This window comes from Sphaerimonospora sp. CA-214678, assembly GCF_050942215.1.
Lineage (GTDB): Bacteria > Actinomycetota > Actinomycetes > Streptosporangiales > Streptosporangiaceae > Sphaerimonospora.
Genome location: NZ_CP192056.1, coordinates 5891268 through 5912674, shown reverse-complemented (window position 1 = coordinate 5912674; position 21407 = coordinate 5891268). Strand labels below are relative to the sequence as shown.

General features: G+C 72.0%; 7 protein-coding genes. 4 read left to right on the top strand and 3 right to left on the bottom strand.

Annotated elements, in window-relative coordinates; genetic code table 11:
• Positions 1–2: 2 nt before the first annotated feature.
• From ACQP1K_RS26345 to ACQP1K_RS26335, 3 genes are all read left to right on the top strand, one after another.
• Entirely contained in the window at positions 3–13049 is a 13047-nt protein-coding gene (locus ACQP1K_RS26345) for an amino acid adenylation domain-containing protein (RefSeq protein WP_433498370.1), read from the top strand.
• Between the two features lie 9 nt (positions 13050–13058).
• Positions 13059–14060 (top strand): TauD/TfdA family dioxygenase, encoded by a 1002-nt coding sequence (locus ACQP1K_RS26340; RefSeq protein WP_433498369.1) that lies wholly within the window; start codon positions 13059–13061, stop codon positions 14058–14060.
• Between the two features lie 198 nt (positions 14061–14258).
• Complete coding sequence (locus tag ACQP1K_RS26335) at positions 14259–15575, top strand: hypothetical protein (protein WP_433498368.1); 1317 nt, start codon at positions 14259–14261, stop codon at positions 15573–15575.
• 59 nt (positions 15576–15634) lie between these two features.
• Here ACQP1K_RS26335 and ACQP1K_RS26330 read toward each other — a convergent pair whose 3' ends face one another.
• The 3 genes from ACQP1K_RS26330 to ACQP1K_RS26320 form a co-directional block, all read right to left on the bottom strand.
• Positions 15635–16489, bottom strand: coding sequence for a hypothetical protein (locus ACQP1K_RS26330; RefSeq protein WP_433498367.1), 855 nt, complete (start codon positions 16487–16489; stop codon positions 15635–15637).
• A gap of 64 nt (positions 16490–16553) precedes the next feature.
• On the bottom strand, positions 16554–19877 hold the full coding sequence (locus ACQP1K_RS26325) for a non-ribosomal peptide synthetase (protein ID WP_433498366.1): 3324 nt from the start codon (positions 19875–19877) through the stop codon (positions 16554–16556).
• Between the two features lie 23 nt (positions 19878–19900).
• Positions 19901–20944: a pyridoxal-phosphate dependent enzyme gene (locus ACQP1K_RS26320; protein WP_433498365.1), complete on the bottom strand. Its 1044-nt coding sequence runs from the start codon at positions 20942–20944 to the stop codon at positions 19901–19903.
• A gap of 205 nt (positions 20945–21149) precedes the next feature.
• Between ACQP1K_RS26320 and ACQP1K_RS26315 the strand changes: the two genes are divergently transcribed.
• Positions 21150–21407, top strand: a complete 258-nt coding sequence (locus ACQP1K_RS26315; protein ID WP_433498364.1) for an acyl carrier protein — start codon at positions 21150–21152, stop codon at positions 21405–21407.

The window sequence follows — 21407 nt, the reverse complement described above, 5'->3', positions numbered from 1 at the left end:
GCGTGGCAGACGAGGACGCGGCGGATCAGGGTGTGGCCGAGCGGGTCCTGGGCCTTCTGACCGGGCTGCTGCCGCCCGGCACCGAGATCACCCTCGACTCCGACCTGCCGCGGCTGGGGATGAGCTCGCTCACCATGACCCGGCTCTGGTTCGGCCTCCGCAAGGAACTGGGCGTCGACATCGAGACGCGGCGGCTCGCCGGCTGCCCCACACCGCGCGACCTCGTGGCCCGGGTGGCGGAGGCACGCCGGGCCACCGGCGCCGTACGGGAAGAACCGGTCGGACCGGCCGCTCCGGGGGCCGACCCGGCCGCACGGCACGAGCCGTTCCCGCTGACCGACCTGCAGCAGTCGTACCTGATCGGCAAGCTGTCCGGCGACCCCGCCGGATGCCATGTGTACCGGGAGTTCGAGATCGCCGATCTCGACCCCGCCCGGATGGCCGCGGCCTGGCGGCGCGTGGTCGCCCACCACGACGCGCTGCGGATGGTGCTCACCCCCGATGGCCGGCAGCGTATCCGGGAGGAGACGCCGCCGGTCGACGTCCCCGTACACGATTTCACCGGCCACGGTTCCGATCCCGGTTCCGGTGGACGGGGCGCCGACGCGTACGCCGAACGGGTGCGTTCGGTACGCGAACGCCTCTCCCACAGAACGTACGAGGCCGGGGTCTGGCCGATGCACGCGGTGGAGATCACCCGGGGGCCGGACGGGCGGGGCACGGTCCACCTCAGCATCGACGCCGCGCTCACCGACGGACATGGGCTGTCCGTGCTGCTGGACGACTGGTGGCGGTGGTACACGGACCCGGAGCGGGCCGCGCCGCCGCGGCCGGAGCTGAGCGTGCGGGACTGTCTCGCCGAGCTCGCGGCCGAGCGCCGCACCCCCGAGTACGCCGATCACCTGGCCTACTGGACGGGACGCCTCGCCGATCTGCCCGGCGGCCCCATGGACGCGACGGCGCCGGACGGTGCCCGGCGGACCTGCCTCAGCGGACGGCTTGACGGCGACCAGTGGCGGATCGTACGCGAGCTTGCGGTCCGCTGGGAGGTCACCCCTACCGCGCTGGTGCTGACGCTGTTCGCCGAGGCGTTCGCCTGGCAGCGTGATTCCCGGCCGTTCTCGCTGGTGCTCACCACCAACGACCGCGTACGGCTGCCGGCCGAGGCCGAGGCGGTGGTCGGTCCGTTCACCTCCAGCCTGGTCATGCCCCTGCCCCGCACCCTGGACCGGCCGCTGCCCGAGGCGGTGCGCGCCGTGCAGCGGCGGCTCTGGGACGACCTGGCGCACTCGGTCGTGTCCGGGGTGTCCGCACTCCGGCAGGCGAAGGCGCGGGACGTGTCGCTTCCGGTGGTTTTCACCAGCATGCTGGACATCGGACGTCCCCCCGAGGGGCTGGCCGCCCTGGTCACCCACGCGGTCAGCCAGACCAGCGGGGTGGCGCTCGATCACCAGATGTGGGAACAGGACGGCGAGCTGCGCTTCCGCTGGGACGTGGTGGAGGAGGCGTTCCCGCCCGGGGCGGTGCGCGAGGTGTTCGCCCGGTTCTGCGCGACCCTGCACGACCTGACCCCGGCAGAGCCGGAGCCGCGGCCGCTGAACGAACTGCAGCAGGCCTACTTCGTGACCCGCGCCGTGACCGGCCCCGCACCCTGGGACGGCTGCCAGGTCTATCACTCCTTCGTCGTGGACGGCCTGGACCCGGCCCGGCTGGAATCGGCCTGGCTGCGCCTCGTCGCGGCGTACGACGTGCTGCGCACGGTGGTGGGGCATGACGGCAGGTTGCACGTCAGCCCGCACGTCCCGGCCCGCCGCGAGATCCCCGTGGTCGACGGCGTCGATCCGGAGCGGCTGGTGGGGCGGGCCTTCCCGCTGGGCCGAGGGCCCCAGTCCGACCTGCGGATCACCAATGACGCCGATGGCACAGCCACCGTGCACTGCGTCCTGGACCTCACCATCATCGACGGCCGGAGCATCCACTTCCTGGTCCGCGAGCTGTGGCGGCTGTACGACGACCCCGCGGCCGAGCCGCTCCCGGTCGCCTCGTACGCGGACCACCTGGCCGAGCGGGCGGCGGCGGATGCCGGTGAGCGGGACATCGAGCACTGGCGGGGCCGGGTGGACGGCGTGCGCGGCGGGCCGCTGCCACCGGCTCCCGAGGGGAGCTCGCCGCGCCGGGTGCGGCACGCGGGTGAGGTGACCGGCTGGCGTGCGGTGCGTGCCGCGGCGCTGCGCGCCGGGATCACCCCCGACGGCCTCCTGGCCTCTGCGCTCACCGAGGTGCTGGCCCGGCGCCACCCGGTCCCGTTCAGCATCCCGGTGGTGCGCTGGACCGGCGCCACCCAGCGCTTCCGGCCCGGCGAGTACACCGCGCTGAGCTGGGTGACCCGCACCGAAGCGGACGTTCCGGTGTGGCGGCAGGCCGCCGAGTTCCACCGGATCCTCGCGGAGGACACCGCGGCCGATTCGGTCAGCGGACTGGCGGCGCTGCGCAAACGGGTGATGCGGGAGCGCCGCACCGGCCAGTTCGACCTGGCCGTCGTCTATACCGGGCTGCTCGATCTCACCGCGCAGCCGCTTCCGCCCGGGGTACGGCTCGGGCCCTGGCTCACCTGCACCCCCGATGTTTCGCTGGACTGCATCGCCATCGAGGAGGGCGACCTGCTGCGGTTCTACTGGGACGCGGTCGGGTCGCACTTTCCCTCCGGGAGCCTGGAGCGGATGTTCGCGGAGTACGCCGAGCTGGTGCGTGGGCTGTGCGACGAGGCGGAAGCCCCGGTCCCGGCGCATCGCGACGACCTCGCGCATCGTGGTGACGCCGTGCATCGTGACGACCTCGCGCAATGTGGTGACGTCGTGCCCGGCGGGCTCCGTGCCGGAGACGCGGTTCCGGCGGAGTGGAACGACACCGCGGTGGACTTCCCCGACGACCGTCCGGTGCACGCGCTCTTCGAGGAGCAGGTACGGCTCCGGCCGGACGCGGTGGCGGTGCGCTGGGCCGGCGGCGGCGCCCTGACCTACGCCGAGCTGAACCGCAGGGCCAACCGGATCGCGTGGTCGCTGCGGGAGCACGGCGTCGGGCCCGAGGTCGCGGTCGGGATCTCGGTGCCGCGCGGACCGCACATGGTCGCGGCGGTGTTCGGCGTGCTCAAGGCCGGCGGTTGCTATGTGCCCGTCGAACCGTCCCTGCCGCAGGCGCGGGCCGAGGCCATCTTGAACGACGCCGGGATCGGTCTGGTGCTCACCGCCGCGGGTCGTACGGGGTGGGACGTCCCCGGCAGCGTGCTTTCCGTCCCGATCGACACGCTGACCACGCCGGACAGCGCACCGGAGCCGCTCGGCGGGGTGGACGACACCGCCTATGTGATCTTCACCTCCGGGAGCACGGGCAAGCCCAAGGGCGTGGCGGTGACGCACCGCCCGGTGCTGAACCTGCTCAACTGGTGTTACCGCACGCACGGGTTCGGGCCGGGCGACGTGGGGTTGTGCGTGACCTCGCTCGGGTTCGACCTTTCGGTTTTCGACATCCTGGGGCTGCTCGGCTGCGGCGCCGGGCTGTACGTGGCGGACGAGGTCGAGCAGAAGGACCCCCATCTGCTGCTGGACATCCTGCTGAGCGAGCCGGTGACGTTCTGGAACTCGGCGCCCACCACGCTCAACCAGATGGCGCCGCTGTTCGCCTCCCGGATCGGCGACTCCGGTGCGGCCACCCTGCGCCTGGTCTACCTGAGCGGGGACTATACGCCGCTCCCGCTGCCGGACGAGGTGCGTGCCCTGTTCCGCGAGGCCCGGATCGTCAGTCTGGGCGGGGCTACCGAGGCGACCGTCTGGTCGAACTGGTACGAGGTCGGCGAGATCGACCCCGCCTGGCGGAGCATTCCGTACGGCAGGCCGATCGACAACGCCCGGTACCACATCCTCGACGAGGACATGCGGCCCTGCCCGGTGGGGACCGAGGGCGACCTGTACATCGGAGGGGACTGCCTGGCCGTCGGTTACCACCGGCAGCCGGAGCTCACCAGGGAGCGGTTCATCCCCGACCCGTTCAGCGACCGGCCGGGTGACCGGCTCTATCGGACCGGGGACCGGGCCAGTTACTTCCCGAGCGGCGACATCTGCTTCCTCGGCAGGGCCGACGACCAGGTGAAGATCCGTGGATTCCGGGTGGAACCGGGTGAAATCGAGCACCGGCTGCGGGAACACCCCGGCGTGAAGGACGTGGTCGTAATGGCCAGGCCCGACCCGGCCGGCGATCGAAGGCTGGTGGCCTATGCGGTGCCCGCCGGTGCCGGGCTCCCGTCCGTGTCAGAACTGCGCCGTTTCGCGGCACGATCGCTGCCCGACTACATGGTGCCCAACGTGATCGCGTTCGTGGACGTCTTCCCGGCCACGAACAACGGCAAGCTGGATCGGGACGCGCTGCCCTGGCCGGTGGAACCGGGCAGCCGGCACATCCTGGCCCCGGCGCCCGTCGCACCGCCGTCGCCCCCGCTCTCGGGCTCGCCCTCGGACTTGGACTCGGCCCCGCCCCCGGGCACGGTTCCGAACTCGCCTCCGGACGCCGACCGGCTCGCCGGTCAGATCGCGGACGCCTTCGCCGAGATCCTCGGGCTGTCCGCTGTGGACGTCGAGGCGGACGTGTGGGACCAGGGCGCCACGTCCTTCACCATGGTGCAGGTCTCGACCGTGCTCCAGCAGCGGTACGGCCGGCGGGTGCCGGTCTCGGCGCTGCTGGACCACCCCACCGTGCTCGGGATCGCCACCGCGCTCGCCGCGGACCTGGCCGCTGAGCACGCTGCCGACGAGGGCAGGGTCGAGTCCGCGGGGGGTTCGGGCGAGCCCCCGTCGGCCGGCGCGGTCGACTCGCCGGCCCCTGCTCTGGAGGCCCCTGCTCTGGAGGACGTTCCTTGGAAGGGCGCTGCCCGGGAGGACGTTCCTTGGAAGGGCGCTGCTCGGGAGGAACCTGTCCTGGAGGGGTCCGCTCAGGAGGAGACCGTCCGGGAAGGGATCGCCGGTCGGCCCGCTCCGGTGGACTTCTTCTCCGCGGCCGAGCGGGCGGCCTTCAAGAAGGCGCGCTGGGATCTGCGTCCGATGCGGCCGGGGGAGACGGCGACGCTCCTCGATGACGTCCCGACGCGGCCCGAGACGGTCGTCGCCCGGGCCAGCCGCCGCACGTTCGACCGCCGCCCCATCCCCTATGCCGACTTCGCCCGCTTCCTCGGCCTGCTGCGCGAGGTGGAGGTGGACGGCCGCCCCCGGCGGCGGTACCCGTCGGCCGGTGACACCTATGCGGTCCAGGTCTACCTGCGAGTCGGCCCGGGGGCCGTGGCGGGTCTGGCCGAGGGACTGTACTACTACCATCCCGTCGACCACGCGCTGCATCTGGTCAACCCCGCCCCCGTCATCGATCGCAGGATTCATTTCGTCTATAACCGACCGGTTTTCGATCAGGCGGGTGTGGAACTGTACCTGTTCGGCCGGGCCGCGGCCATCGAGCCGCTGTACGGTGCCGACAGCGAGCGCTTCCTGCTGCTGGAGGCCGGATATCTGGGCCAGGAACTGATGCGGGAGCAGGAAGCCTGCGGCATCGGCCTGTGCCCGATCGGCACGCTGGACATCGGCCCGGTGCGCGAGCAACTCGGCCTCGACGACGACCACCTTTACCTGCATGCCTTTCTGGCCGGTCCCGTACCGGGAGAGGAACCGGCGTCTCAGCGGGAGCCGGCGTCTCGGCAGCGGCCGGAGTCCCGGGTCGAGGCCGTCCGGATCCCCACTCCCGGTACGGCGGGTGCGCCGACCGGGGAGATCGCGGTGATCGGGATGGCCTGCCGCTTCCCGGGCGCCGACGACCCGGATGCCTTCTGGCGTGAGCTGAGCCACGGCATCAGCCGTCTCACTCCGCCCCCGGAGCACCGACATGCCCTGGCGGACCCGGAGCTGGTGGGCGGGTTCCTGACCGACGTGGACGAGTTCGACAGTCTGCTGTTCCACGTCTCGCCCGCCGACGCCGCCACCATCGACCCGCAGCTCCGGCTGCTGCTGCACGTGGTCTGGGAGTGCCTGGAGAACGCCGGGCACACCGCGGTCTCGCTGAACCGGGCCGGCCGGGTCGGGGTCTTCCTGGGCGCGATGTGGCAGGACCATCAGCATGTCGGTGCCGACCGGTGGCGGCGGGGCGAGCCCGCCGCGGTCTCGGCCACCGCCTCCGAAGCGGCCAACCGCATCTCCCACTTCTTCGGGTTCACCGGCCCCAGCCTCGCCGTGGACACCTCCTGCTCCTCCTCATTGGCGGCCCTGCACCTGGCCGCCGAGAGCCTGCGGCGTGGTGAGTGCGAGGCCGCGGTGGTCGCCGCGGCCAATCTGCTCGGCCACCCCTACCACCACCGGCTCCTGGCCGACCTGGGGTTGCTGGCCACCGGGGTCCCGGAGGGGGCGTTCGACGCCGCCGCGCCCGGCTGGATCCCCGGCGAGGGTGTGGCCGCCATCGTCCTGCGACCCGTCTCCGACGGCGACAGCGTGCACGCGATCCTGGAGGCCACCCGGATCGGACACCTGGGCGGCCACGGCAGGTTCGGCACGCCGGACGCGGCCGCGCTCACCCGGTCCATGGCCGACACCCTCGCCGCGGCGGGGGTCACCGCCGCGACGACCGGCTACGTCGAGTGCGCCGCGGCCGGCGCCGCCCTCGCCGACGCGGCCGAGCTCGAGGCGCTGCACGCGGTCTTCGCCGGCGCCCCTGTCCGTCTCGGCACGGTCAAGCCGAACATCGGCCACCTGGAGGCGGCTGCTGGACTGTCACAGCTGATCAAGGTGCTGCTGCAGATGCGGCACCGGCAGCTCGCCCCCACCCTGGTCGCGGCCGACCCCAGTCCCCTGGTGCGCGGCCTGATGCGCGGCCTGGTGGGTCAGGATGGTGCGGCGAGTGCGGACAACGGGGCCGATGGGGCCGGCATGGAGGTCGCCGACCGGCTCACGCACTGGACTCCGCCGGCACCCGGGGCCCCGCTACGGGCGCTGATCAACTCGGTCGGCGCCACCGGCTCGTACGGCCATGCGCTGCTGCGTTCCCCCGACCCGGACCGCGCTGATCAGGGTGACGAGCAGGGGGAGCAGGCGGTGACGCTCTCCGCGGAGAGCCCGGAGCAACTGCGTGAACTCGCGGGCCGGCTCCACGATCACCTGGTCGAACGGCAGCGTCGGCGGGCCCTTCCCGCGCTCGCCGACATCGCCTACACGCTGTGGACGGGCCGCGCGCAACTGCGTCACCGGCTCGTGATCACCTGCTCGGATGTCCATGGGCTCCTGGCCGGGTTGCGGGCGTACCGGGACGGCTCGGACCACTCCGCGCTGGCGACCGGCACCGCCGTGACCGGGGCGGCGACGGTTGTGCCCGGGACGCTGCCGGAGGCCACGGCCGCCTGGCTGGCCGGGCATCCGGTGGAATGGTCCGGTGCCCGCGGCCGGAGGGTGGCCCTGCCGACCTATCCCTTCGCCTCCCTCCCGACGCCGCCGGAGCCCGTGCCTAACCCCGCCGCGCCGGGCACCGGTCCGGCGGCGTCCCCCCTGCCCGGCCGTGCTCCGCTGGCAGCGCGCCCGCCGTCGGCCGCGGGGGGTTCGAAGCGGATGGGACGGACGGAGGAGTACCTCGTCGGGCTCTACGCCGAGATCTCCGGCATTCCCGCGGACCGGATCGACCCTCGGGTCCCGCTGGAGAACTACGGGCTCACGTCGCTCCAGATCGTCCAGCTGAACGAGCGGCTCCGGCGCGACCTGGGGGAGGTCTCCACGACCCTGTTCTTCGAGCATCCCCATCTGGCCGGGGTCGCGGACGCGCTGGCCCGCGCGCCGGTGGCCGTACGGGAGGGTGAGCCGGTGGCGGGCGAGTACCGTCCGCGGGAAGAGGGCCCGATCGCGATCATCGGCGTCGCCGGGCGCTATCCGGAGGCGGGAGATCTGGAGGAGTTCTGGCGGAACCTGGTGGCCGGGCGGGACGCCATCACCCCGCTGCCGGAATCCCGGCGGCGGCCGGGCTGGCCGGTGGCTGACATGGTCGGCGGGTTCCTGCGGGACGTCGAGGCATTCGACCCGCTCTTCTTCGGCATCACACCCCGGGACGCCGCGCTGATGGACCCGGCCGAGCGGCTGTTCCTGCAGGTGGCCTGGCACGCTCTGGAGGACGCCGGACTCACCGGGGAGCGGCTGCGCCTGCGCCACGCCGGCCAGGTCGGGGTGTTCGTGGGCGCCATGTACAACGAGTATCCGTTCTTCGGTCCGGAGCAGGCGCGGCGGGGGGAACAGTGGACCGCCGCCGGGTCGGCCATCGCGGGCATCGCCAACCGGGTCTCATATCTGCTGGACCTGCACGGTCCCAGCATGACCGTGGACACCATGTGCTCGGCCTCGCTCACCGCCCTGCACCTGGCCGTGACCAGCCTGCGCGGAGGTGAGTGCGAGCTGGCGCTCGTCGGCGGGGTGAACCTGTCCCTGCACCCCAACAAGTTCCTGCAGCTTCGGCAGATGTCCATGTCCGCGACCGATCATCGGTGCCGGAGCTTCGGCGCCGGCGGGGACGGGTTCGTGCCGGGCGAGGCGGTCGGCGCGGTGCTGCTCAAGCCCCTGGACCGGGCGATCGCGGACGGAAACCGCGTCCAGGCGGTGATCCTGGGCACCGCGGTGAACCACGACGGAAAGACCAACGGCTACACGGTGCCGAATCCGGTCCTGCAGGGTGAGCTGGTGACGCGCGCGCTGCGGGATGCCGGGGTGTCCCCCGAGACGATCGGGTACCTGGAGGCGCACGGAACCGGCACCCCGCTCGGTGACCCGATCGAGATCAACGGTCTCACCCGTGCCTTCGCCTCCGCCGGGCTGCCTCCCGGAGCGTGCGCGATCGGATCGGTGAAGTCGCTGATCGGGCACTGCGAGGCCGCCGCGGGCATCGCGGGCCTGACCAAGGTGATCCTGCAGTTCCGGCACGGCACACTCGCCCCCTCGATCCACGCCGATCGGCTCAACCCCGGCATCGACTGGGATCGGGTGCCGTTCCGCGTGCAGCGGGAGGCCGCACCCTGGCCCGCCGACCTGCCGCGCCGGGCGGGGATCAGCTCGTTCGGGGCAGGCGGGGCCAACGCGCACGTGGTGGTCGAGGCCTATCCGGAGCCGGAACCCGGCGCCGGGGCCGTTCCGACGGCCGGTCCACACCTCATCGTGCTGTCCGCGCGCACCGAGGAGCAGTTGCGTCAGGTGTGCGTACGGCTCGCCGGCCACCTGCGTGACAACCCGGGGCTCGCCCTGGCCGACGTGGCCCACACACTGCAGACCGGGCGCGAGGCGCTGAAGGAACGCCTCGCCGTGGTCGTCACCGACCGCGCGGAGCTCTGCGAGGTGTTGGAGCGGTACGCCTCGGGCGGCGAGGCGGAGGGGTGGCGGGGCCGGGCGGACGGCCGTGCGGTGCGTGCGGGCGAGCCGCTGCGTTACGGCCAGGCGGCACCGGCCGAGCTGGGCCGGCACTGGGTCGCCGGTGGGGCGGTGGACTTCACCGGTGCGCCGGGGCGGCTGGTGGGCCTGCCCGGATACCCGTTCGCGCGGATGCGCTGCTGGGTGGGTGAACCCCCGGCGGCCATGTCTCCCGTCGCTGAGTCTCCTGCTGCCGTGTCTCCCACTTCCGTGTCCCCTGCTCCCACGTCCCCTGCTCCCACGTCCCCTGCTGTCGTGTCCGCTGCTTCCTCGCGGTCGGATGCGCCCGGGGCCGCCGTGCCGCTGCTGGTCCGTGACTGGCGACCGGCTCCCGCCGGTGCACCGCGGGAGCCCGACGGCGGGACGATTCTCTGTCTGCACCGGCCCGCGCAGCGCGCGCTGGTCGATGCGCTCGCCGAGGCTCTCGCCCCTGACCGGCTGGTGCCGATGGTCGAGGGGGCGGCCGGTGGGCTGGACGGATCTGGGTTGGACGGATCTGGGTTGGACGGATCTGGGTTGGACGGATCTGGGCTGGATCGGGGTGGGACGGTCACCGGATGGCTCGACCTGTGTGCGCTGCCCGACCCCCGGGCGCCGGAGGCGGATGCCGGCCGGCTCGACCCCGCCGCCGCTGAGGAGCATGACCACGGCGCCTGGGGCGCCCGGCTGGAGGTCCTCCAGCAGCTGCTGGCCCGGCGGCACCGAGCCGGAGTGCGAGTGATGCAGGTCACCAGCGGGCTGCTGGACGCACCCGGCCCCAGGCCTCGGCTGGCGGGGGCGCGGCTGGCCGGGTTCGTGCGCTGCCTCGGCGCGGAGTATCCCTGGGTGCACGCCAACGTGCTCGACGTGGACCTGCCCACCGACCGGGTGACAGAGCTGGCCGCGTGGATCGCCGAAGCGTGGCGCACCCGCCATCCCCACGGGGAGGTGTGCCTGCGCGACGGCCTGTTCCACACGCCCCGGCTGGTTCCCGCCCCCGAGCCCGCCGAGCCCGCCGAGCCCCTGAGCGTCGACCCCGAAAGGGTGTACGTCGTCACGGGCGGCACCGGCGGGCTGGGCACGCTGGTGGCCGGGCATCTGGTGAAGCGGGGTGCCCGACGGCTGGCCCTGCTCGGCCTGCGGCCTCTGCCGCCCCGGTACGAGTGGGCCCGGCTCGACCCGGCGGTCCCGGAAGCGGCGACGGTGGCGCGGGTGCAGGAGTTGGAACGGCTGGGAGCCCGAGTGATGGTGCACACCGGCCAGATCACCGACGGCCCCGCCGTGGGGCGCTTCCTCGACGACGTGCGGGCGTCGCTTGGTCCGATCGCCGGTGTGGTCCACTGCGCCGGCCGGTCGAGCATCGGTCCGCCGTCGTTGCGGCACAAGAATCTGGCTGAGATCAGGCAGGTCCTGGCCCCCAAGACGGACGGGCTGGACACGCTGATCGACCTGCTGGCCGCCGACCGGCCGGATTTCGTGCTGCTGTTCTCCTCGGTCAGCGCCGCTGTGCCGGCCCTCGCCACCGGGCTCAGCGACTACGCGGCTGCCAACGCCTACCTGGACTACCGCGCCGCCTATCAGGTGCGCACCGGCCACCCGGAGTTCCGGTCGGTCGACTGGCCGGTGTGGCGGGAGACCGGCGGTGGGACGGACCGGCCGGATGCCGGCGCGATCGTGGGCCTGGACGCGCTCACCGACACCGCCGGGCTCGCCGTGCTGGACCGGGTGCTCGCTCTGCGCGGGGTCCCGGTCGTGCTGCCCTGGCCCGCGCTGCCGTCCTCAGCACTGCCCGGAGGTTTCGATCCCGGTACGGCACCGGCCACCGATCAGCCCACCGGTCGGCCCGCCGGTCGGCCCGCCGATCCCCGGCCCGCCGAGGCCGGACCGGTCGCGGGCTGGCTGGTGACCCTGTTCGCCGAGACACTGGGCATCCCCGAAGCCGAGCTGGACACGGACACCGCCTTCGGCGATCTCGGCGTGGAGTCGGTGCTTCTGGCCGAGCTGGTCGGCAAGCTGGAGGCCCGGCTGGGCAGGCCGCTGGAGCCGGCCGTCCTGCTGGATCACCCCACACTGAACCGGCTCGACGCTCATCTGGCGGGGCTCGGCGACGCGATCGGCGCCGCTACCGAGGCCGCCCGGCCGACGCCGTCCGTCCGGTCCGGGGAGAACCGGTCCGGGGACGACCGGATCGCGGTGATCGGCATGGGGTGTCGCTTCCCGGGTGCCGGGGACCTGGCGGCGTACTGGGACCTGCTGCGCAGCGGGAGAAGCGCGATCACCGAGGTGCCGTACGCACGGTGGGATGTGGCGGCCCGGTATCGGCCGCTCGGCGGCCCCGGCCACAGCGTCAGCAAGTGGGGCGGATTCCTCCCGGAGATCGAGGACTTCGACCCGGAGTACTTCGGCATGACCGACGACGAGGCCAGGAACACCGACCCGGCGATCCGGCTGATGCTGGAGGTCACGGCGAGTTGCCTCGCCGACGCCGGGTACGTCCCGGAGGAACTGCGCGGCCGGGACGTGGGCGTGTTCGTCGGGGCTCGGATGTCCGGATATCGTCGGCGGATCCCGTCGGACCGCGCCGCCACCGGGCTGGGCGGGGATCAGAACTTCATCGCCGCTCGCCTCGCGCATCAGTACGACCTCCACGGCCCCAATCTGGTCGTGGACAGCGCCTGCTCCTCATCTCTGGTGAGCGTGCACCTGGCCTGTCAGAGCCTCCTGGCCGGTGAGGCCGAACTGGCCTTCGCCGGAGGCGTCGAGGTGCTGCTGGACGAGGAACCCTATGTGGAGTTCACCGCGGCCCGCGCCCTGTCGCCGACCGGCCGCTGCGCCGCCTTCGCGCGGGACGCCGACGGGTTCGTTCCCGGCGAAGGATGTGGGGTGGTGCTGCTGAAGCGGCTGGACCACGCGGTGCGCGACGGCGACCGGATCCACGCGGTGATCGACGCGGTCGCCGTGGGCAACGACGGCCAGACCATGGGCTTGACCACCCCCAACCCGGCCGCGCAGGCACAGGTGGTGCGGCGGGCCCTGGAGCGGGCCGGGCTGCGTGCGGACCGGATCGGTCTGGTGGAGGCGCACGGAACCGGGACGATGATCGGTGATCCCATCGAGTTGCGGGCCCTCACCGACGTGTTCCGCGAGCAGACCGATCGCGTCGGGTTCTGCGCCATCGGCAGTGTCAAGTCCAACCTGGGGCACCTGCTGAGCGCAGCCGGTGCGGCGGGCCTGATCAAGGTGCTGCTCGCCCTGGAACAGGGTCTGATACCGGCCACGCTGCACTGCGCCGAGCCCAACCCGCGGTTCGACTTCGCCGCCTCGCCCTTCTATCCCAATACCCGGGCGCTGGACTGGCCGGACGGGCCCCGGGCGGCCGGGGTGAGCGCGTTCGGCCTCGGCGGCACCAACGCCCACCTGATCGCCACCGCCTTCGACGTCCCGCGTCCGCGGCGCCGTACCGCGCTGCCGGCCCCGGTCTTCCACCGTCGGCGGCTGTGGTGGGACCGGGAGCCGGCCCCACGGTTCGCCGACCGTCCTCGCGGCGGTGGTCCGAACGGCGATCGCGAAGGCAACGGGCTGGTCGCCTCGATTCTCGACCTCAGATTCGAGTGAGGAGCATCAATGGTCGAGCTGTCCCATCTGCCGGGCCGTCCGCCGATCGCCCGCGCCTGTGACACCCCGGACTGGCTTGCCGAGCACCGTGACGCGCTGCGTGCGGCCGTCACCGAGCATGGCGCCGTACTCGTGCGGGGTCTGGGCCTCCGGGACGCGGAGGGGTTCGCGGCTGCGGCAGCGTGCCTGGCCGAGGAGCTCATGGTCGAGCGGGAGCCGTTCGCCCCGCGTACGCCGTACCCGGGCGGGGTGTATTCGAGCACGCTGTGGCCGCCCGATCAGCCCATGTGCATGCACCATGAGTTGAGCTATGGGCCGGAGGCTCCGAGCCTGCAGATGTTCTGCTGCCTGGTGCCCTCGGCCGAGGGCGGCGCCACCGCGCTGGCCGACGCCGGGGCCGTGCTGCGCGACCTGCCGGCCGAGCTGGTGGACCGCTTCGAGCGGACCGGCTGGCAGTTGCTGCGCGCCCACAACGACGTGGTGGGCGTCCCGTGGCAGGAGGCCTTCGGCACCGACGATCCGGCGATGGTGGAGCGGTACTGCCGGGACAACGACATCCACGTCACGTGGGACGCCGACGGTGGCCTGCGCACCCGTCGCAGCCGGCCGGCGATCGTCCGGCATCCGGTCACCGGGCAGCGGATCTGGTTCAACCAGGTCGCGTTCCTGAACGAGTGGACCATGGAACCGGAGGTCCGCGACTACCTCACCTTCGCCTTCGGGCCCGACGGGCTGCCCTTCACCACCGGGTACGGCGAGGGCGAGCCCCTGGACCGGACCACCGTCGACCTCATCAACGAGGTCTACGCCGATCACACGGTCCGTGAACCCTGGCAGGCCGGGGACCTGCTGCTGGTGGACAACATCCGGATGGCGCACAGCCGTGACCCGTACACGGGGCGGCGGGAGGTCCTGGTGGCTCTGGCCGATCCCGTCCGTACGGCCGATCTGCCCGGTGTCGACTCGGGGGGTTGCTCACTAGTGAGCAGATCGAGTCGACCGGGCGATTGACGATGTTTCCGATGAGTCCCGGGCCGCAAGGAGGTGAGAAGCCCATGAAGAAACTCGTTGTCCGCCGCCTCGAGGTGGTGAAGACCAGCGCGTCGGTCGCCTGCATCACCGACATTCTTCCCGCGTAAGACCTGAACACCCGGCCGGCAGGGGGCATGCCCCCTGCCGGCCACCATCTCCAGCAAGAGAGGACGGCCGATGCCCGGTTATCCATCCGAGTCCCACGTCACCGTGCATCCCTTCGATCGCCGGTCCGAGGGGGATTCGGTCACCATCGGGGACATGGAGCGGCAGGTGTTCCTGTCCGTCCCCGCCGAGGGAGTGGACGTCCTCGACTGGCTGGCTGACGGCAGGACCGTGGGCGAGGCGGCGCGTCTGTACGAGGAGAAGTACGGGGAGTCCCTCGACATCGAGGACTTCCTGCAGGCCATGGAGCTGGAGGGCTTCCTCACGCCGGGGAACGGCCAGGTCGTCGCCGCCGACCGCGGCGACAGGTTTGGAGGTCACGGCTCCGACGCGCACGGTCACGACGCGCACGGTCACAGACACGCCCATCTGCTGGACGGCCACCTGAGCCGCGTCTCGCCGCGTCTCGCCCGGCGCTTTTTCGGCCGTACGGCCCTGACCTTTTACGGGATACTGATCGCCGCCGCCCTGGTGCTGGTGGTGCTCGACCCGGATCTGGTCCCCGGCTCCACGGCTCTGGTCTTCCCGCACGACTTCGCCCTGCTGTCCTGGATCACGTTCGTGGTCGCGATAGGCGGCGTGCTGGTGCACGAGGTGGCCCATGTGCTGGCCGCGCGGGCCGTCGGAATCCCGGCCACGATCGGGCTCGGCAACCAGCTCTACATCCCGGTCGCCCAGACGGACATGACCGGCATCTGGATGGCGCCCAAGCGCGCCCGGTACCTCGGGTTCCTCTCCGGCGCCATCGTGGACGCGGTCTTCGCCGCGCTGCTGATCTACGTTCAGTGGGCGGACCGGCAGGGTTGGATCGAGCTGTCCGCCACCGCGATGCTGCTGCTGCGCGGCATCCTGTTCACCTACCTCGCCCGGATTCTCTGGCAGTGCTTCCTGTTCCTGCGCACCGACTTCTACTACACGATCGCCACCGCGCTGAACTGCAACAGCCTGCTCACCGACACCGAGGACTATCTCCGCAACTTCCTGGTACGGCTCCGCCTGTCGAAACTGTGGACCGACCAGTCCGGCCTGCCCCGGCACGAGATGCGGGCGGTGCGGATGTACTCCGTGCTGTGGCTGGGAGGCCGGGTAACGGCCATCGGCGCACTGATCGTCATCACCCTTCCGCTGCTGGGCGCCTATTTCGCCGGCGTCTGGACGTACATGACCGGCGGCGAGACCCGGTTCGGCTTTTTCGACTTCGTCACCGCGGTGGTGCTGGGCATCGGTCTGACCATGCTCGGGCTGGTCCTGTGGGCGCGCAACATCTACGAGATCCGCAGGCAGCGCCGTGCCCGCACCCGCGCGGCCGAGGCCATCGCGCAGCGCTGAAAACCTGAGCCACAGCCTGGAAGCGAGACGGGTCACGCCCTTGGCCGGGGCGTGACCCGTCAGTCGAAGCTGAGCGTACGAAACAGGGAGACGTCGCGGGTGAGACCGGAGCAGGCGTGTATCGCCGCGGCGAGCTTGCCGGCGTACGCCGGTTCCCGCATGTCGAGCAGGATGCCCAGCATGGTCCCGCTGTGCGCCGCGACCACGCCCAGCGCGCCGATGCCGGCACTGATCTCCAGCATCGCCTCCAGGGTCCGTTTGGGGCGCAGCGGCTGGTTCAGTTGCGCGCTCCGCGTGGCCACGGCCCCGACCGCGGGCAGGTCCCGCCGGGCCACGGCGGTCGTCAGACGCTCCAGCAGATGCGCGTACTCCCGGTGTTCCGCGGCGGAGAACGGCTTGGCGATGCGGTTGAAGTCGACCGTGTCCACGGTGCCGCCCTCGTCCACACCCACGATCGTCATCGAGGGCAGCGACCCCAGACGGGCCCGGAGCCTGACCGTCCGGTGGTGGAACGCCACGATCCCGGGATAGAGCACCCCGTCGGTGGGTTCTATCCCCCGGAGGAGGTCCTCCACGGTGTTGGGCGGCAGGTCCAGGTTGAGTGCGTTGCCGACCGCCCGCGCGGTGGCCACCAGGTCGGCAGAGGAACTGGCCAGCCCCTTGCCTTCGGGCAGGCTGCTGCCGATGGTGAGCACGCCCCCGGCCCGGGTGCCGGCCGCGGCCAGGATCATCTCGGCCAGGGCCAGCGCCTTGCGCTTGTGGGCGGGGCGGACCCGCAGGGTACGGCAGGCCGGGTCGAGCCGGAAGGTGGCCATGCTCCAACGGGCGATCGGCAGGGTGACGAGGAAGTCCCCGTCCGGTTCCGGCAGCACCCCCTGGAGCAACTCGCCGAAGGTGCCGAACGCGGTGCTCACGCCGGTGGCCCCTCGGTAGAGAAGGGCCACCGGCGCGTCGGGAACGCTCCCCATCGCGACCATGTCAGGCCACGCAGGACGCGACCAGGGCGGCGACGTCGGCTGTCCTGGTCCGGGTGAAGTAGTGGCCGCCCTCGTCGATCACGTTCAGGACCACGGTCGCGGCCACCGCCTCCCAGTCTCGGTATCGCCGGTCGTACCCGTCCGTGCTGGGGTCGTCGGCCGCCACCACGACCCGTACCGGGGCGTGGAGCAGCGGCTCGGACTTCCGCCGGACCTCGATCAGGTACGTGTTGGTGGTGTGCACATCATGCCGGAACGCGGTGCCGACCAGCTCGGCGCGTTCGGACTTGAGCAGGTCCAGTTCGATGTAGGCGCTGTCCTCGTGCAGCCGTGCGGTGATCTGCCTGTTGCTCAGCGCTGTCACCTCGGCGATCTCGGACCGCAGCGCGTCGACGTCGTCCAGGAGCAGGGCGCCGATGAAGACGTGCGCCGGCCCCCGGCCGTGCCGTTCGAGCAGACGGGCGGTGGCGAGCGCGTGCGCCGCCCCGGCGCAGTGCCCCCAGAGCATGACCGGTCCCGGCACCGCGGCCCGGATCTCCCGGCACACCCGGTCGGCGATCTCCATCACGTCGGCGAGCGGTTCGTCGGCGCGGGCGATGTCGTGGCCGGGCGGCTCCACGGCGTGCACCGTGATCCCGGCCGGCTCCAGCTCCTTGGCGAGCGTCTGGAAGTTGACCGCGTTCCCCCCGGCGTACGGAAAGCAGACCAGGGTGGCCACCGGATGATCGTCGGCGGCGGACAGCCGTTGGAGCAGGTCGGCCGGCGAACGGGTGGCCGATCCGGCGAACGCGCCGGAGCGGCCGGGGGCCGCGGTCTCCGCGGTCCCTGCGGGTTCTGCGGGTTCTGCGGTCTCTGCGGGGGAGGGCGGCGCGGCGGCGTCGATGAGCGCGGCCAGCTCGCCGAGGACCGGGTGCGCGACCAGCTCGCGCAGTGAGAACGCCCGGTCCAGCTTGACCACCAGCCGCACCGCCGCGAGAGAGGTACCGCCGAGGGCGAAGAAGTCGTCCGCACGGCTGATCCGCCCCACGCCCACACCGAGGATCTCGGCCCACGCGGTGGCCAGACGCCGCTCGGTGTCGGTGGCGGGCGGGATGTAGGCCGCGGCCTGCCTGCCCAGCTCGGCCGCCCGCGCGATGAGCGACTTCTTGTTGACCTTGAGGTTCTCGTTCAGCGGCAGTTCGTCGAGGTGGTGGAAGTAGGACGGCACCATGTAGTCGGGCAGGGCCGCGGCCAGGAAGTCGCGCAGATCGGCGCTCTCCAGCTCCGGCGAGCCCGTGTAGAAGGCCACCAGGTGCCTGTTCTGGTCCGAGTCCCCGTCGATGATCACGGCGACCTCGCCGATGCCGGGCATGGCGAGCAGCTTGTTCTCGATCTCACCGATCTCGATGCGGAAGCCGCGGATCTTCACCTGCTCGTCGCGGCGTCCGAGGAACTCGATCGTCCCCTCTGGCAGCCAGCGGCCGAAGTCGCCCGTGCGGTACAGGCGGGTGTCCGGCAGATAGGGGTCGGTGACGAAGGCGTGCGCGGTGCGCTCGGGATCGTTGATGTAACCACGACCCACGCACACACCGGAGAACACGATCTCCCCGGGGGCGCCCAGCGGCACCACGCGCAGGTTCTCGTCCACGATGTAGGTGTTGACGTTGCGCAAACTGTGTCCCACGTGGACGATCGCGAGGTCCCGCTCGGGCAGGCCGTGCAGTACCGCGTGCATGGTGTCGTCGGAGACCTCGGTGGCGCCGTAGGCGTTGACCAGCGTGATGTCCGGACAGAGCGCGAACCACCGGCGCACCAGCTCCCGCTTGAGCGCCTCGCCGGTGACCGAGACCGAGCGCAGGTCGCCCAGCGAGCGGGGCCGCCGTTCCAGATGGGTCATGATGACGTCCAGGTACGCCGGGACGACCTGGATCACCTGGACTCCGCCGCCTGACAGCAGGTCCAGGAACCGTTCCACCTCGAGCTGGACCTCGGTGTCCACGATCATGGTGGCGCCGCCGACCAGCAACGGTGCGGCCACCTGCCACAGTGAGATGTCGAAGCACTGGGAGGCCAGCTGGGTGACCACGTCGTCCGGGCCGAGGCCCATGTCCTCGATCTTGGCGTACAGGTGGTTGAGCATCCCGGCGTGCTCGCACATGGCGCCCTTCGGCGCGCCGGTGGAGCCGGACGTGAAGTAGATGTAGGCCAGCCGGTCCGGCTCGATCGGCACCGCCGGATCATCGGTGGGCTGCGCCTCGGCCTCGGCCACCAGCAGCGTCGCGCACTCTCCGGTGGCGCGGGCGACGGCGGCGTCGGTCGTGGCACGGCCCGCCGGTTCTGTGAGCACGAACCGGCAGCGGCTCCGGTCGAGCTGGGTGGCGATCCGGTCGGGCGGGAAGTCCGGCCGCACCGGCAGGTAGACGCCGCCGGCCTTGAAGATGCCCAGCAGCGCGGCAAGCCACTCCAGGTTGCGCTCCAGTACGGTCGCCACCACGCCCTCGGCCGCCAGGCCGTGCCGTAACAGCAGATGGGCGATCTGGTTGGCCCGCTCGTTCAGCTCGGCGTAGGTCCAGCGGCGGTCGCCGTGCACCGCGGCCACCCGGTCCGGCCCGGCGGCGACCCGCTCCTCGAACAGCTCAACGAACATCCGGTCTGGCAGCGGGACCCGCGGGCCGGACAGCCCGTGTAGCTGGGTGTGGAGCTCGGCCTCGGACAGCAGGCAGGACAGGTGGTGCTGCCCGTCGGGATCCTCGGTGAGCGCGCGCAGCGCGGCCAGGTAGTAGCCGGCGACCCGATCGGCGAAGTCGGCGGTGAAGGCGTCCCGGCGGTACCGGAGCAGCAACCGTCCGTCGAAGCGGCTGACGTGCAGCTGGGTCCGCGGGTCCGGCTCTCCGCCGGTGAGGTCGAGCACGGTCGCCACGGCCAGGTCGGCGGCTGCCCCGGCCCCTGACTCGGATTCGGCTCCTGACTCGGATTCGGCTCCTGACTCGGACGCGGGCTCGGGCCCGGATCCGCCGGCCGCTGCGCTCGGGAGCGCGTCCGCGCGGGATCGCCGGGCGGCGGCGAGGAGATCGCGCCACGAGCCGGGCGTCACGGCGAGCGTGCACAGCCGCGTCCGGTCTCCGTCGCGCCGGCCGGTGGTGACGGTGGGCTCGGAAGTGATCGCGTGGAGCACCTTCAGATGGGCCGCCAGTAATATGTCCGCCTCGTCCTGATCTCGCTCGCCCCTCCATCGCGTGGTCAGCTCGGCCGGGAGCTCGATGACGTGCTCGGCCGTACCCGCCGTCGCGGGGTGTCCGGGAGGGGTCCAACGGAGGATCGTCGTTCCAGCAAGTTCGTGCGCCATCTCAACTCCCGATTCTGGCGGGGTCACCGGACGGTGGCCGGCAGCGGGTCGGCCACCTCGGAGTAGGAGCGCCGACCCCAGGGAAACCTGCTCCACCGGTGGATCGTCCGCGCCGGGTCGGTCACCTCGACCGGTTCTTCCAGGGGCGGCGGCCGGTCCACGCCGCGGCCGGCCAGCCAGTGGTCGTCGTACACGGTCTCCTGATAGCGGTAGCCCTCGTCGGGCAGCAGGACCACACAGCGGGCGTCGGGGTTGGCCGCCGCCCACCATCGCGCGACCTGGTAGGCGGCGCCGCTGGTGGGCCCCTGGAACAGGGCGTGCTCGCGGTGCAGGTCCCGGGTGGCGGCGTAGGTCTCCGCCGGGGTGCACCAGTGCACCTCGTCGAAGACCCGGTGGTCCAGGTTCTCCGGCATCAGGCTGTTGCCCAGGCCGCGAAGTTCCCGGTGCCCGTCGGCCTGGCCGAACAGCACGCTTCCCGGCGTGTCCACGCCGATGGCGTGCGCGTCGAAGCCGGCCGAGCGCAGGGCGCGGACCGTGCCGCACATCGAACCGCCCGAGCCGACGGGCCCGATCACGCAGTCGACCGCCCCCAGGACCCGGGTCAGGTGCTCCGCCACGATCACGTACGACGACGGGTTGTCGGGATTGCTGTACTGGCGGGGGCAGAAGCTGTCGGGGTGCTCGGCGAGAACCCGGTCCAGCGCCCGCAGCCGGGACTCCTGGTAGCCGCCCACCTCAGCGGGAGTCTCGCAGATCACGATCCGGGTGCCCAGGTCGGCCAGCCGCCGGCGTAGGTTGGCGTCGAGGACGGGGTCGCTGACCAGCACCAGCTCGCGCCGCATCAGTGCCGTCTGCATGGCGAGGGCGAGCCCGAACGTGCCCGAGGTCGTCTCGGCGACGAGCGTCCCGGGGCCGATCTCCCCGCGGTCGGCGGCCGTGCGCAGGATGTGCCGTGCCGGGATCAGCTTCATCAGGGTGAAGGCGGCGCCGTACAGGTTGGGACCGAGCCGGATCACCCGGGGCAGTAGCTGCGCTTCGGTGGCTTCGCTGAATGCGCTGACGGTCATGGCCTCTTTCCGCCGTGGTCCATGTCCGTTCGCTGACCGCACGGACGGTGTGTCTGCGCCGCGCCGGCATCGACACGCGGCCACCCCACCACGGTCGCGGCCGGAGCCGCGAACGTCTGCTCAGTTCTGCGCACCCCCGTGCTCGGCGGCACGGTGCTCAACAGTGGGCAGTCGACGCCGGCGGATCCACCTAGCGTCAGGCGCCATGAGTGAGGAGATCGAGGGGACGGTCCTCGAGATCGTCCGCGACGTACTGGGAAAGCCCGGTATGGGTCCCGACGACGACGCCTTCGACCACGGCGCGACGTCACTGTCGTTCGTACGCATTCTCGCGTCGATCCACAGCCGGTGCGGAGTCCGGGTGAAGGCCCCCGACCTGGACGGCATCGTCACCGCGCGCAACCTGGCGGCTCACGTCCTCGCCGCGTCGTCCCGACCGACCGCCGACAGCATGGGAGTCTGA

Coding starts and splice junctions, on each gene's coding strand:
- ACQP1K_RS26335 (WP_433498368.1), top strand. CDS start 14,259: ATGCCCGGTTATCCATCCGAGTCCCACGTCACCGTGCATCCCTTCGAT.
- ACQP1K_RS26315 (WP_433498364.1), top strand. CDS start 21,150: ATGAGTGAGGAGATCGAGGGGACGGTCCTCGAGATCGTCCGCGACGTA.
- ACQP1K_RS26340 (WP_433498369.1), top strand. CDS start 13,059: ATGGTCGAGCTGTCCCATCTGCCGGGCCGTCCGCCGATCGCCCGCGCC.
- ACQP1K_RS26325 (WP_433498366.1), bottom strand. CDS start 19,877: ATGGCGCACGAACTTGCTGGAACGACGATCCTCCGTTGGACCCCTCCC.
- ACQP1K_RS26320 (WP_433498365.1), bottom strand. CDS start 20,944: ATGACCGTCAGCGCATTCAGCGAAGCCACCGAAGCGCAGCTACTGCCC.